This window comes from Streptomyces viridochromogenes (genome assembly GCF_001270495.1).
Lineage (GTDB): Bacteria > Actinomycetota > Actinomycetes > Streptomycetales > Streptomycetaceae > Streptomyces > Streptomyces viridochromogenes_A.
Genome location: NZ_LGUR01000118.1, coordinates 1 through 12989, shown reverse-complemented (window position 1 = coordinate 12989; position 12989 = coordinate 1). Strand labels below are relative to the sequence as shown.

13 protein-coding genes are annotated in these 12989 nt (G+C 71.1%); 7 read left to right on the top strand and 6 right to left on the bottom strand.

Features of this window, described 5'->3' with window-relative positions:
* Positions 1-145: 145 nt before the first annotated feature.
* Together ADK36_RS14300 and ADK36_RS14295 are read left to right on the top strand one after the other, a co-directional pair.
* Positions 146-871, top strand: a complete 726-nt coding sequence (locus ADK36_RS14300; RefSeq protein ID WP_048586602.1) for a vWA domain-containing protein — start codon at positions 146-148, stop codon at positions 869-871.
* A gap of 85 nt (positions 872-956) precedes the next feature.
* Positions 957-2603 carry a cytochrome b gene (locus tag ADK36_RS14295; protein WP_048586603.1) on the top strand — a complete coding sequence of 549 codons (1647 nt, stop codon included), beginning with the start codon at positions 957-959 and terminating at the stop codon, positions 2601-2603.
* Here the strand turns inward: ADK36_RS14295 and ADK36_RS14290 are convergent.
* Positions 2594-3565, bottom strand: coding sequence for an acyl-CoA dehydrogenase family protein (locus ADK36_RS14290; protein ID WP_053197788.1), 972 nt, complete (start codon positions 3563-3565; stop codon positions 2594-2596). The genes ADK36_RS14295 and ADK36_RS14290 overlap by 10 nt on opposite strands.
* Before the next feature lie 474 nt (positions 3566-4039).
* Positions 4040-5179, bottom strand: coding sequence for an acyl-CoA dehydrogenase family protein (locus ADK36_RS14285; RefSeq protein ID WP_048586605.1), 1140 nt, complete (start codon positions 5177-5179; stop codon positions 4040-4042).
* A gap of 72 nt (positions 5180-5251) precedes the next feature.
* Between ADK36_RS14285 and ADK36_RS14280 the strand changes: the two genes are divergently transcribed.
* From ADK36_RS14280 to ADK36_RS14270, 3 genes are read left to right on the top strand one after another with little or no spacing between them, the layout of a single operon-like run.
* Positions 5252-6037, top strand: coding sequence for an SDR family oxidoreductase (locus ADK36_RS14280; RefSeq protein WP_053197786.1), 786 nt, complete (start codon positions 5252-5254; stop codon positions 6035-6037).
* Between the two features lie 15 nt (positions 6038-6052).
* Complete coding sequence (locus ADK36_RS14275; RefSeq protein WP_048586607.1) at positions 6053-6688, top strand: TetR/AcrR family transcriptional regulator; 636 nt, start codon at positions 6053-6055, stop codon at positions 6686-6688.
* Positions 6689-6732: 44 nt separating this feature from the next.
* Positions 6733-7890 carry an acetyl-CoA C-acetyltransferase gene (locus ADK36_RS14270; RefSeq protein WP_048586608.1) on the top strand — a complete coding sequence of 386 codons (1158 nt, stop codon included), beginning with the start codon at positions 6733-6735 and terminating at the stop codon, positions 7888-7890.
* 160 nt (positions 7891-8050) lie between these two features.
* Here ADK36_RS14270 and ADK36_RS14265 read toward each other — a convergent pair whose 3' ends face one another.
* The 4 genes from ADK36_RS14265 to ADK36_RS14250 are packed head-to-tail and all read right to left on the bottom strand — an operon-like array spanning position 8051 to position 11434.
* Complete coding sequence (locus ADK36_RS14265) at positions 8051-9094, bottom strand: NAD(P)H-dependent flavin oxidoreductase (protein ID WP_048586609.1); 1044 nt, start codon at positions 9092-9094, stop codon at positions 8051-8053.
* Entirely contained in the window at positions 9094-9837 is a 744-nt protein-coding gene (locus ADK36_RS14260) for a CoA-transferase subunit beta (RefSeq protein ID WP_048586610.1), read from the bottom strand. Before ADK36_RS14260 ends, ADK36_RS14265 begins: the two co-directional genes overlap by 1 nt.
* The gene (locus ADK36_RS14255) at positions 9834-10670 is read right to left on the bottom strand and encodes a CoA transferase subunit A (protein ID WP_053197784.1); all 837 of its coding nucleotides are present in this window, start codon (positions 10668-10670) and stop codon (positions 9834-9836) included. The genes ADK36_RS14260 and ADK36_RS14255 overlap by 4 nt, the downstream gene beginning before the upstream one ends.
* On the bottom strand, positions 10670-11434 hold the full coding sequence (locus ADK36_RS14250) for an enoyl-CoA hydratase family protein (protein WP_053197782.1): 765 nt from the start codon (positions 11432-11434) through the stop codon (positions 10670-10672). Before ADK36_RS14250 ends, ADK36_RS14255 begins: the two co-directional genes overlap by 1 nt.
* 54 nt (positions 11435-11488) lie before the next feature.
* Between ADK36_RS14250 and ADK36_RS14245 the strand changes: the two genes are divergently transcribed.
* Both ADK36_RS14245 and ADK36_RS14240 read left to right on the top strand, forming a co-directional pair.
* Entirely contained in the window at positions 11489-12229 is a 741-nt protein-coding gene (locus ADK36_RS14245; protein WP_048586613.1) for an SDR family oxidoreductase, read from the top strand.
* A gap of 1 nt (position 12230) precedes the next feature.
* Positions 12231-12989: SDR family oxidoreductase (locus tag ADK36_RS14240; RefSeq protein ID WP_053197781.1), on the top strand; the 759-nt coding region annotated here is incomplete at its 3' end.

The window sequence follows — 12989 nt, the reverse complement described above, 5'->3', positions numbered from 1 at the left end:
GCCGGTGGGGACGGCGGCGAACAAAATACGGCAGCGAACGAAATGCGGCGGCGAACAAAATAGCGAACACCTGTGGACGGAGGGAGAGGCGGGGCGGGTGTGCCGTAGCCTCTGCAACCAGCCAGGTGCACGAGGGGGAGACCATATGGCCGCGATCAGTCTCAGCAAAGTCGAGGAGACCGCGCCCGCGCTGGTCAGCCTCTACAAGAGCGCCGGTGTGTCGCTCCGCAAGCACGGGCTGGACGGGGTGCGGGCGGCGGTCTACCTGGTGGTCGACTACTCCGGCTCGATGAAGCCGTACTACAAGGACGGCAGCGTGCAGGCGCTCGCCGACCGGGTGCTCGGGCTGTCGGCGCACCTCGACGACGACGGGACCGTGCCGGTGGTGTTCTTCTCCACCGACGTCGACGCCGAGACCGAGATCGCGCTGGCCGACCACCAGGGACGGATCGAGCGGATCGTGGCCGGGCTCGGGCACATGGGCAAGACCAGCTACCACCTGGCGATGGACGCCGTCATCGACCACTACCTCGACAGCGGGTCGAGGGAACCCGCCCTGGTCGTCTTCCAGACCGACGGCGGCCCCATCAACAAGCTCGCCGCCGAACGGTACCTGTGCAAGGCGGCCCCGCTCCCGCTGTTCTGGCAGTTCATCGGCTTCGGGGACCCCACCAGCAAGCAGTTCGACTTCCTGCGCAAGCTCGACGAACTGGCGGTGCCGGCCAAGCGGGTCGTCGACAACGCCGGGTTCTTCCACGCCGGCTCGGATCCGCGGACCGTGTCCGACACCGAGCTGTACGACCGCCTGGTCGGGGAGTTCCCGAAGTGGCTCGTGGCGGCGCGGGCGCGGGGCATCGTACGGCCGTCCTGACCCACGGCCGGGGGTGTCCGCCCCGTTGGCGGGGCCCGTAGGGCCATGTCACGCTGTGTGTGATCCGACGGGGAGGCGACGACGTATGGACGGCGCACGATCGGGGAACGAAGGCGAGGCGACGCGCAGGTCCGCCCCGCCCGGGACGGGCGAGAGGATCGCCGACTGGGCCGACGGGCGGCTCGGGCTGTACGCGCTGGCCAAGGCCAACATGCGCAAGGTCTTCCCGGACCACTGGTCCTTCATGCTGGGCGAGGTCTGCCTCTACAGCTTCCTCGTCCTGATCCTCACCGGTGTCTATCTCACCCTGTTCTTCGACCCGAGCACCAACGAGGTCGTCTACAACGGCACGTACGAGCCCCTCAACGGCGTACTGATGACCAGGGCGTACGAGTCCACGATCGACATCAGCTTCGACGTGCGGGGCGGGCTGCTCATCCGGCAGATCCACCACTGGGCGGCGCTGGTCTTCGTCACCGGCATGCTGGTGCACATGATGCGGGTGTTCTTCACCGGCGCCTTCCGCAAGCCGCGTGAGATCAACTGGGTGTTCGGCTGGACCCTGTTGATGCTCGGCATCATCACCGGCCTGACCGGCTACTCCCTCCCCGACGACCTGCTGTCCGGCACCGGCCTGCGGTTCGCCCACGGCGCGATCCTGTCCATCCCGATCGTGGGAACGTACGTGGCGTTCTTCCTCTTCGGCGGGGAGTTCCCCGGCGAGGACTTCATCGCACGCCTCTACCCGATCCACATCCTGCTGCTGCCCGGGATCATGCTCGGCCTGGTGGTCGCCCACCTGATCCTGGTCTTCTACCACAAGCACACGCAGTACCCGGGCCCCGGCCGCGACCAGAAGACGGTCGTCGGGATGCCCTTCCTGCCGGTGTACATGGCCAAGGCGGGCGGCTTCTTCTTCCTCGTCTTCGGCGTGCTGACGATCATGGGCGGCATCGCCAGCATCAACCCGGTCTGGGCCTTCGGTCCCTACCGCCCGGACCTGGTGACCACGGGCGCCCAGCCCGACTGGTACCTGGGCTTCTCCGAGGGCCTGATCCGGGTGATGCCGGGATGGGAGATCAACTTCTGGGGCCACACCCTGGAACCGGGCGTCTTCATCCCCTTCTCCCTCTTCCCGCTGATCCTGCTCGCGCTCGGTGTGTATCCCTTCATCGAGGCGTGGATCACCGGCGACAAACGCGAGCACCACATCCTCGACCGGCCGCGCAACATGCCCGTGCGCACCGGCCTCGGCGCGGCGTGGCTGAGCCTGTACACGGTGCTGCTGATCGGCGGTGGCAACGACATCGTGGCCACGCATCTGCATCTGTCCATCAATGTGATCACCTGGTTCGTGCGGATCGCGGTCTTCGTCGTGCCGGTCCTCACCTACTACGTGACCAAACGCGTCTGCCTCGGGCTGCAGCGCCGGGACCGGGACAAGGTGCTGCACGGCAGGGAGACCGGCACCATCAAGCGGCTTCCGCACGGCGCGTACACCGAGGTCCACGAGCCGCTCTCACAGGCGCAGCTGTTCACCCTCACCCAGCACGAGCAGGATCCGCCGTACGAGATCGGTCCGCTCGTCGACGCGAACGGCGTCCGGCGCCGGGTCCCCCCGACGCAGCGGGTGCGGGCCCGGCTGGCGCGGGCGATGTTCGGGCCGCAGACGCGGATCGCCAAGCCGACGGTGGAGGAGTACCGCGAGATCACCAGCGGCGATCACCACTGAGGGCGGGCACGGGCACCTAGCACGTCGGCCCTGCATACGTCCGGGGCGCCCCAGGCGGTGCGCAGGGCGCGGGCCTTGGTCAGCCAGAGCGACAGGTCGTACTCCGCCGTGTAGCCGATCGCGCCGTGCAGCTGGAGCGCGGCACGGGCGGCGGCGTACGCGGCCTCGCAGGCGGTGACCTTGGCGGCGGCGACGTCGGCGGCCGCCATCGTGAGCGCGGCGCCGAAGAGGAGCGGCCGGGCGAACTCCAGGCCGATCCGCACGTCGGCCAGACGGTGCTTGACGGCCTGGAACGAGCCTATGGAGACACCGAACTGGGTGCGCTGTCCGACGTGGGCGACCGTCCTGTCGAGCAGGGCGTGACCGACACCGAGGGCTTGGGCGGCGGTGGTGAGGCGGGCGTAGGCGAGGGCGCGGGCGGTGACCGGGTCGCGGCCGAGGAGCTCGCCGCCGGATTCGAGGGGGGTGAGACGGCGGGCCGGGTCCAGGGAGGGACGGACGGAACCGTGGCCGGGGGAGAGGAGCAGACCTTGCTGAGTGAGGGCCAGGCGGGTGGTGGCCACGTCGCCGTCCAGGGCGTACGGCGCCTGCCACGCCAGCGTCGCCATGGCCTCCCCCGAGGCCAGCGCCGGCAGGAGCCGCTTTGCCGGGCCGGGGTCCGGGAGATCGGTCAGCAGGACCGCCGCCGCGACCGTCTCCACCAGCGGTCCCGGCACGGCGTGCCGCCCCAACTCGACGAAGGCGACGGCGAGTTCGACGGGCCGCGGCCCCAGCCCCTCGTACCCCTCGGGAACCGCCAGCGCGAACACCCCCGCCTCAGCGATACGGGACCACAGCGCCCGACCCCGTACATGCTCACCCCGACTCCAGTCCCGCACGGCCGAGGGCGTGTCCGCGGCTCCCAGTATGGAGTTCAGCGAGTCGGAGAAGGCGCGCTGCTCGGCATCGAGGAGGAAGCGCATCAGCGGTGTCCCTTCGGTGGCCCCGGCGATCCTTTTCGCATCGACGCGGCCTGCTCGGCGTTCGACGGGCCCCATGGCGGCGGGGTGTTCTTGCAACGGCGGGGCTTTCGGGGCCCAGCGGGTCCCCTGCGGCGCGGGCGGGGTGTTCTTGCGCCGGCACGGCGCTCCCCGTCGCAGTGGTGCGGTGCTCTCGGTGCCGGGCGGGTTTCTCGTGGCTGCGGGGCAGCCCTCTCGTGCTGGCGTGGTGCTCCCGGTGGCCCGACGGGTTCCTCGTGGTGTGGGCGGGGTGTTCTTGTGTCGGCGCGGGGTTCTCCGTGTCTGAAGGGTTCCTCCTGGCTGCGGCGGAGCCCTCTCGTACGGGCGCGGTGCTCCCGGTGCCCGACGGGTCGCCGTGGCGTCCGGGGTGTTCCTGTGTCGCGCGGGGCTCTCGGTGCCCGGCGCGTTTTCTCGTCGCTGCGGCGGAGCCCCCTCGCATCAGCGGCGTCCCTTCGGTAGGCCGAGTAGCCGCTCGGCGATGATGTCGCGCTGGATCTCGTTCGTCCCGGCGTAGATGGGGCCCGCGAGGGAGAAGACATACCGCTCCGACCAGTCGGTGTCGGCCAACTCGCCCTCGGCGCCCAGCAGGTCGAGGGCCGTCTCGTGCAGCGCGATGTCGTACTCCGACCAGAAGACCTTGTTCAGGCTGGACTCCGGGCCGATCGACTCGCCGTCGAGGAAGCGGGAGGCCGCGGCGAAGGTGAAGAGCTGATACGCCCGGGCCCCGATCAGGGCGTCGGCCACGCGGTTCTTCGCGCTCTCCGGACTGCCCTGGGCCTGCCACAGCCGGTGGAGCCGCTCGGCGCTCGCGAGGAAACGGCCCGGGGAGCGGAGCATGAGGCCGCGCTCGTTGCCCGCGGTGGACATCGCGATCCGCCATCCCTGCCCCGGCTCCCCGATCACATCCTCGTCCGGCACGAAGACCTCGTCCAGGAACAACTCGGCGAAGGCGGGCTTGCCGTCGAGACGAGCGATGGGACGGACCGTGACACCGGGGGCGCGCAGGTCGAACATCAGGTACGTCAGGCCCTGGTGGGGCTTGGGGGCGTCCTGGTCCGTGCGGAACAGGCCGAACGCCCGGTCGGCGAAGGCGGCCCGCGACGACCAGGTCTTCTGGCCGGACAGCAGCCAACCGCCCGCCACGCGCGTGGCCCTCGACCTCAGCGACGCCAGATCGGAACCGGCCTCGGGCTCCGACCACGCCTGCGCCCAGACCACTTCGCCGGTGGCCATGGGTGACAGCACGCGCGCACGTTGCTCCTCGGTGCCGTGGTCTAAGAGGGTCGGGGCGAGGAGGCTGATGCCGTTCTGGTTGACGCGGCCCGGCGCCCCCGCCGCGTAGTACTCCTCCTCGAACAGCAGCCACTGCGCAAGCGTGGCGTCCCGGCCGCCGTACTCAACCGGCCAGGTCACCACCGACCAGCGGTCGGCGGCGAGTTCGGCCTCCCATGCGCGGTGTGCCGTGAAGCCCTCCCCGGTCTCCAGGGACGGGAGCGGATCGGGCGGCACATGCGTGCGCAACCAGGCGCGGGCCTCGGCGCGAAACGCCTCGTCGGCGGCGGGGTGGGTGAGATCCATGGTCGCTTCCCTCCCTACGGGCTTCCCTGCGACTTCTTCCCTAACAAGTGTTTGGTAGGTTAGCGTGCTGCTATGACAACCGTCGAGGTGCCGACGTACGTTCCCGGGCACGGACTGCTCCGCGGGCGCACAGCCGTCATCACCGCGGCGGCCGGCGCGGGCATCGGCGGCGCGACCGCCCGCCGCTTCCTCGAAGAGGGCGCGCGCGTGCTGATCAGCGACGCGCACGCGCGGCGACTGAAAGAGTGTGAGGCGGAGCTGGCCGGGGAGTTCGGCGCGGAGTCGGTGGCCGCGCTGCCCTGCGACGTGACCGACGAGACGCGGGTGCGGGCGCTGTTCGACGCGGCTGTGTCCGAGCACGGACGGCTTGACGTCGTCGTCAACAACGCCGGTCTCGGCGGGACTTCACCCCTCGTAGACATGACCGACGAACAGTGGTCGAAGGTCCTCGACGTGACCCTGAACGGCACCTTCAGATGCACCCGGGCCGCCCTCCGCCGGATGCGCGAGACCGGCGGCGTGATCGTCAACAACGCCTCTGTCGTCGGCTGGCGCGCCCAGGCCGGACAGGCGCACTACGCCGCCGCGAAGGCGGGCGTGATGGCGCTGACCAGGTGCGCCGCTATCGAGGCGGCCGAGTACGGGGTGCGGGTCAACGCCGTCTCCCCGAGCCTCGCCGTGCATCCCCACCTCGCGAAGGTGACGACCCCCGAACTTCTGGAGGAGCTGACCGCGCGCGAGGCCTTCGGCCGGTACGCCGAGCCCTGGGAGGTGGCCAACGTGATCGTCTTCCTGGCCTCGGACTACTCCTCGTACATGACGGGAGAGATCGTCTCCGTCAGCAGCCAGCATGCCTAGGACGACAATGGACCCGTGCCGACCAAGAAGAAGCCCCAGGTGACCGCCAGCGGAAAGCCCGCGGCCGCCGCCGCTCAGGCGCGCCGCCGTGAACTCCTCGACACCGCCGCCGAGGTCTTCGCCGAGCAGGGCTACAACGCCACCACCGTACGCAAGATCGCCGACCACGCGGGCATGCTCGCGGGCAGCCTCTACTACCACTTCGACTCCAAGGAGTCGATGCTCGAAGAGATCCTGCGCTCCTTCCTCGACGAGCTGTGGGGCGGCTACGACGCCGTCCTGGAGGCCGAGCTGGACCCGCGCGAGACGCTGGAGGCGCTGGTCACCGAGTCGTTCCGGGAGATCGACCGGCACCGTGCCGCCGTCGCGATCTACCAGAAGGAGAACCGGCAGCTCGTCGCGCAGGAGCGGTTCGCGTTCCTCGCCGAGTCGCAGCTCAGGTTCGAGAAGGCGTGGCTGTCCACGCTGGAGCGCGGGGTGGCGGCCGGGGTGTTCCGGTCCGACCTCGACGTCCGGCTCACCTACCGGTTCGTGCGGGACACGGTGTGGGTCGCCGCGTCCTGGTACCGGCCCGGCGGACAGCACAGCCCGGAGGAGATCGCCCGGCAGTACCTGTCGATGGTGCTGGACGGGATCGCCGTACGTGAATAGCCGTCGAAAGCTGTCGAAGTGCCCTTATCTGTGAGGGAGTTGCCATGGCCGAGGCCTACATCGTCGAAGCGGTCCGTACGCCCGTAGGACGGCGAGGGGGAGGACTGAGCGCCGTCCACCCGGCCGACCTGGGCGCGCATGTCCTGAAGGAGCTGGTCGGGCGGGCCGGCATGGACCCGGCCGCCGTCGAGGACGTCGTCTTCGGCTGCCTGGACGCCGTCGGGCCGCAGGCCGGGGACATCGCGCGGACCTGCTGGCTGGCGGCGGGGCTGCCCGAGGAGGTGCCGGGCGTGACCGTGGACCGGCAGTGCGGCTCCTCGCAGCAGGCCGTGCACTTCGCGGCGCAGGGCGTGCTGTCCGGCACCCAGGACCTCGTGGTCGCGGGCGGCGTGCAGAACATGTCCATGATCCCCATCGCCTTCGCCACCCGTCAGGCCGCCGAACCGCTCGGCCTCACGGCGGGCCCCTTCGCGGGCAGCGAGGGCTGGCAGGCCCGGTACGGGCAGAAGCCGGTCAACCAGTTCGCCGGCGCCGAGATGATCGCCGCGAAGTGGGGGATCAGCCGGCAGGACCAGGAGGAGTTCGCGCTGCGCTCGCACCGGCGGGCGTTGCGGGCGATCGACGAGGGGCGCTTCGAGCGGGAGGTGGTGGCGTACGGCCAGGTCGGGGTCGACGAGGGGCCGCGCCGGGACACCTCCCTGGAGAAGATGGCCGGGCTGAAGCCGGTCATCGACGGCGGCACGATCACCGCCGCCTGCTCCTCCCAGGTCTCCGACGGCGCGGCGGCGATGCTGCTGGCCTCGGAGCGGGCGGTGCGCGAACACGGGCTCACTCCGCGGGCCCGGGTGCACCATCTCTCGGTGCGCGGCGAGGACCCCATCCGCATGCTCACCGCACCCATACCGGCCACCGCCCACGCCCTGAAGAAGACCGGCATGACGATCGAAGACATCGACCTGGTCGAGATCAACGAGGCGTTCGCGCCGGTCGTCCTGGCCTGGCTGAAGGAGACCGGCGCGGATCCTGACAAGGTCAACGTCAACGGGGGCGCGATCGCGCTGGGCCATCCGCTGGGCGCGACCGGAGTGAAGCTGATGACGACTCTGCTGCACGAGCTGGAGCGCATCGGGGGCCGGTTCGGGCTTCAGACGATGTGCGAGGGCGGCGGGCAGGCGAACGTGACGATCGTTGAGCGACTTTGACGGTGGCGGGACCACCCACTTCGGCGGACGGAGTCCGGCGCAGGCTCCGAAGCCCGTGAGGCCCTCTGGGGCCGAGGGGTGCGAGGGGGCCGTCGGGGATGGTGCCGATGTGTGGGGGCGGAGGCAGGCGAACGTGACGATCGTCGAGCGGGTGTAGCGGTCACCGCGCGAGGCGTGCCCGCACCTCCTCTGCCTCCTTCATGATCCGCTCCACCAGCTCCCCGCACGACGGCAGGTCGTCGATCACCCCGGCGACCTGCCCGGACGCCATCACCCCGAGATCCGTACGGCCGTCCACCATGGACGCCTTCAGCAGCATCGGCGTGTTCGCGGCGAGCAGGACCTGGCTCCAGGTCAGGTCCTTGCCGTGCCTGAGCGCGCGACCGTCCCGGAGCATGCGGAGCCAACCCGCGCCGGACAGCTTCCGGAAGCCCGCCGCCCTGCGGACCGCCTGGAAGAGAGTCCGCGCACGGCCGGACCGCTCCAGGGCGTCGACCAGTTCCGTGCGGAGCATCCGGTGCGGCAGGCCGTCGACCGCCCGGGTCACCGTCACGTCCTTGACCGTCGCCGCCAGATACCGTGCCTTCACCGCGTCCGGCACCGTCGAGTCCGAGGTGAGCAGGAACCGCGTGCCCATCGCGACCCCCGCCGCCCCGTAGGCCAGCGCCGCGACCAGCCCCCGGCCGTCGAAGAAGCCGCCCGCCGCCACGACCGGTATGTCCACGGCGTCGACCACCTGCGGCAACAGCACCGTCGTCGCCACCTCGCCCGTGTGCCCGCCGCCCTCGCCGCCCTGCACGATCACCGCGTCCGCGCCCCAGGCAGCGACCTTCTCGGCATGCCGCCGGGCGCCGATCGAGGGGACGACGATCACGCCCGCCTCCTTGAGCTCCGTGATCAGCTCGGGGGAGGGCGTGAGGGCGAAGGACGCGACGCGCACCCCCTCGTCGATCATGACGCGGACCCGGTCGCCGGCGTCCGAGGCGTCCGCGCGCAGATTCACGCCGAACGGAGCGTCCGTACGGGACTTGACCTCGCGTATCGCCGCACGCAGCCGGTCGACGGTCATCGTCGCGGAGGCCAGGATGCCCAGGGCACCCGCGTTCGCCGTCGCCGAGACCAGCCGTGGGCCGGCCACCCAGCCCATCCCCGTCTGCACGATCGGGTGGCGGACCCCGACCAGCCGGGTCAGCGGCGTCTCCATCACGCACCGACCTCCCGGGCGCGGAGGTTCGCCGGGTCGACGACCTCGCGGATGAGGCGCAGCTCGTCGGCCGTGGGTTCACGGGTCTGCGGCACGTCGCCGGGGACGACGAGGTCGAACGCGGTCGCCTCCCTGACCTGCTCCACGGTGACGCCCGGATGGAGCGACGCCAGCCGCATCGCGTGGTCGGGCGTGGCGAAGTCGAAGACGCCGAGGTCGGAGACGACACGGGGGATGCGGTGGTATCGGGCGTCGCCCGCGTGGTCGTAGCCCACCCCGCACACCATGTCGACCTTCTCTACGAACACCCGCCGCGAATGCCTCGGGACCCAGTAACTGGTCGGATTGTTGAGGGTGTTGACCGGCGCGCCCCGCACCCCCAGCAGCTGCCGCTTCGGCCGTTCCCAGTCGCCGATGCACGAGATGTTCTGGTTGCCGAAGCGGTCGATCTGGCTCGCCCCCATCATCACGTGCCGCCGACCACCGGTGACCAGGGCCAGGTGTTGCCGGTACGGCAGCCAGCCCTCGGCCGTCCCGTCCGGGCGGACGACCAGCGCCTCGCCGTCGGTCAGCAGCAGGTCCGGCGCGAAGGTGAGCCGCGCCAGCCGGGCCCCCACGGACGGGATCAGGCCCATCGGGCTCGCCAGGATCTCACCGGCGTCGCGCCAGGCCTCGGCACAGGCGATCACGCAGTACTCGGCGCGGGTGGGCGGGAGAAGGGGCGGGCGGGGGACCTCCGTCATGACCCCTCCCTGATCGCCGACTGGTACGCCTGCTCGTCCCCGCCGAGGAACCGCGCCGCGAACTGGGGCCAGGGCGTCGTCGCATACGTCTTCTGGACGGCCTCGTCCCGGCCGTAGTCGGGGGCACAGGACGTGAAGTGCGCGCCGTTCGGGGCCTCGACGACCCCCGTCACCGTGTGCCGCTTGATCAGCAGCGACTGCGGTGCGGCGTCCTTCGTCAACTCGGCCGTGTCGACGATGCGTTCGCACGAGAGGTACGCCGTGTCCGCCGCCTCGCAGAAGAGGTCGTCGAAGTAGGGGTCGGGGCCCAGATACTGCCCGTTGCCCAGCCGGTCGGCACGGTTGACGTGGACCAGGGCCGCGTCGAGCCGCAGGGCGGGCATGGCCACGAACGTCTCCCCGTCGTCGTACGGCGAAGTCACCGTCCCCAGGCCGGGGTTGACCCGCATCACGTCCGACCCGATCCCGGCCCGCACCGGCAGGAACGGCAGTCGGTTCGCGGCGGCGCGAAGTCCCCACATGAACATCGCCTCGTCGACCTCCATCAGCTCGAAGGCGCCACGTTCGCGGGCCGCGCGATAGTGCGGTTCCAGGGGGATGGAGTCCAGCGTGGCGAAGGCGGCGACGAGCCTTCGGATCCGCCCGGCGGCGGCCAGCATGCCGACGTCCGGGCCGCCGTACGAGACGACGGTGAGGTCGGTGAGGCCGGACCGGAGCAGGGCCCTGACCAGGGCCATCGGTTTGCGGCGCGAGCCCCAGCCGCCGATGCCGAGGGTCATGCCGCTGTGCAGCCGGGAGACGACCTCGTCGGCGGTCATCGTCTTGTCACTCACTACGCCCCCTCCTGCCCGTCGCCGAAGGTGTCTCGGACTCGGTCGGCGACCCCGCTGAGGTTGGCCTCGAAGGTGAAGCCCTGTTCGAAGCGGTAGCTGCGGCGTACGTCGACGGGGTCGATGCCGTTGATGGCCGCCTTGGCCAGACGCAGCAGCTGCCCGTCCTTCGCGGCGATCTCACGAGCCAACTCCAGCGCTGCGGCCCGTAGTTCCTCGCCCGGCACCACCCGCCACACCGAGCCGTGCGCGTGCAGCTCGGCCGCGCTCGCCGTGCGCGAGGTGTAGTACAACGCGCGCATCAGGTGCTGGGGCACCAGCCGGGCCAGGTGGGTGGCCGCGCCCAGCGCTCCACGGTCCAGCTCCGGCAGCCCGAAGGTGGCGTCCTCGCTCGCCACGATCGCGTCCGCGTTGCCCACCAGTCCGATGCCGCCGCCCAGGCAGAACCCGTGCACGGCCGCCACCACGGGCACCTCGCACTCGTACACCGCGGCGAAGGCGTCCGCGCAGGCGTGGTTGACGCCGATCAGCGCACGGCGCCCGTCCCGCTGTATCTCCTTGATGTCCACGCCCGCGTTGAACCCGCGCCCCTCGGCCATGAGGACGACACACCGGATCCCCGGATCCCGGCCCGCCGCCCGCACGGCGTCCGCCAGGGCGGACCAGCCGCGCACCGGCAGGGCGTTCACCGGTGGGAAGTCGACCGTGACGACGGCGATCCCATCCTTTCCGGTCCCCTTTTCCGGGGACGAGGTGGAGACACTCATGGCCGCATCAGCTACCTTTCCACCAAACGTTTGTTAGGTGAAGGGTAGCCGGGGATGGGGCTGGACGGGAAGGTCGTGGTCGTCACGGGCGGTACGCGCGGTGTCGGCGCCGGGACGGCGAGGGCCTTCGCCGAGGCCGGTGCGGACGTCGTGGTCTGTGCGCGCAGACAGCCCGAAGTGCCTTTGCCCGGGGCCGAGTTCAGGCCGCTCGACCTCCGCGATCCGGAAGGCGTACGGTCCTTCTTCGCCGCTCTGCCCCGCCTGGACGTCCTCGTCAACAACGCGGGTGGCACACCGTACCGGCGGTTGACGGACGCGGAGGCCGAGCGGCACGCGCGCGTGATCGAGCTGAACCTGGTGGCCCCGCTGACGGCGTCCCTGGCCGCGTACGAGCACCTGAAGCGTGCACGGGGGTCGGTGGTGATGATCGGCAGCGTCAGTGGCGGCCGCCCGTCGCCCGGGTCGGCCGCGTACGGGGCGGCGAAGGCCGGACTGGAGAGCCTGGCCCGCTCGATGGCGGTGGAGTGGGCGCCGGAGGTCCGGGTCAACACGCTGGTCGTCGGCATGGTCCGCACCGAGCTGGCCCACCTCCACTACGGGGGCGAGGACGGCATCGCGAACGTCTCCCGCACCGTCCCGCTCGGCCGCCTCGCCGAACCGGCCGACGTCGGCGCGGCCGCCGTCTTCCTCGCCTCCGACGCCGCCGCCTACATCAGCGGGGCGAGCCTGCTCGTGCACGGCGGGGGTGAGCGGCCCGCGTTCCTGGACGCCGCAACGGTCAACAAGGAGGCATGACATGAGCCGGATGTGTGAGGGGCGGGTCGTCGTCGTCACGGGCGGGGGCCGAGGACTGGGGCGGGCGCATGCTCTCGCGTTCGCCGCCGAGGGGGCGAAGGTCGTCGTCAACGACCTCGGCGTCGGGCTCGACGGCACACCGGCCGCCGTCGGCAGTCCCGCCCGGCAGGTGGTCGACGAGATCCGCGCGGCGGGCGGTGCGGCGGTCGCGCACGGTGGTGACGTGGCGACCGGGGCCGGGGCGGCCTCCCTGGTGGCGGCCGCGTTGGAGACGTACGGCCGTCTCGACACCCTCGTCAACAACGCCGGCTTCCTGCGGGACCGGATGCTGGTCAATCTCGACGAGGACGACTGGGACGCCGTCGTGCGCGTTCACCTCAAGGGCCACTTCCTCCCCCTGAAGCACGCGGCGGCCCACTGGCGGGCGGAGACCAAGGCGGGCCGTACGCCGAACGCCCGGATCGTCAACACGAGTAGCGGCGCGGGACTGTTGGGCTCCCTCGGCCAGGGCAACTACAGCGCCGCCAAGGCCGGCATCGTCGGTCTGACCCTGGTCGCGGCGGCCGAACTCGCCCGCTACGGCGTCCAGGTCAACGCGATCGCCCCGGCGGCCCGCACGCGCATGACGGAACGGACCTTCGCGGAGACGATGACGGCCCCGATCGCGGGATTCGACGCCATGGCTCCGGAGAACGTCTCCCCGCTGGTCGTCTGGCTGGGTTCGGCGGGGAGCGAGGGGGTGACGGGGAGGGTCTTCGAG

Coding starts and splice junctions, on each gene's coding strand:
- ADK36_RS14265 (WP_048586609.1), bottom strand. CDS start 9,094: ATGGAGACGCCGCTGACCCGGCTGGTCGGGGTCCGCCACCCGATCGTG.
- ADK36_RS14300 (WP_048586602.1), top strand. CDS start 146: ATGGCCGCGATCAGTCTCAGCAAAGTCGAGGAGACCGCGCCCGCGCTG.
- ADK36_RS14280 (WP_053197786.1), top strand. CDS start 5,252: ATGACAACCGTCGAGGTGCCGACGTACGTTCCCGGGCACGGACTGCTC.
- ADK36_RS14295 (WP_048586603.1), top strand. CDS start 957: ATGGACGGCGCACGATCGGGGAACGAAGGCGAGGCGACGCGCAGGTCC.
- ADK36_RS14245 (WP_048586613.1), top strand. CDS start 11,489: ATGGGGCTGGACGGGAAGGTCGTGGTCGTCACGGGCGGTACGCGCGGT.
- ADK36_RS14250 (WP_053197782.1), bottom strand. CDS start 11,434: ATGAGTGTCTCCACCTCGTCCCCGGAAAAGGGGACCGGAAAGGATGGG.
- ADK36_RS14285 (WP_048586605.1), bottom strand. CDS start 5,179: ATGGATCTCACCCACCCCGCCGCCGACGAGGCGTTTCGCGCCGAGGCC.
- ADK36_RS14260 (WP_048586610.1), bottom strand. CDS start 9,837: ATGACGGAGGTCCCCCGCCCGCCCCTTCTCCCGCCCACCCGCGCCGAG.
- ADK36_RS14290 (WP_053197788.1), bottom strand. CDS start 3,565: ATGCGCTTCCTCCTCGATGCCGAGCAGCGCGCCTTCTCCGACTCGCTG.
- ADK36_RS14270 (WP_048586608.1), top strand. CDS start 6,733: ATGGCCGAGGCCTACATCGTCGAAGCGGTCCGTACGCCCGTAGGACGG.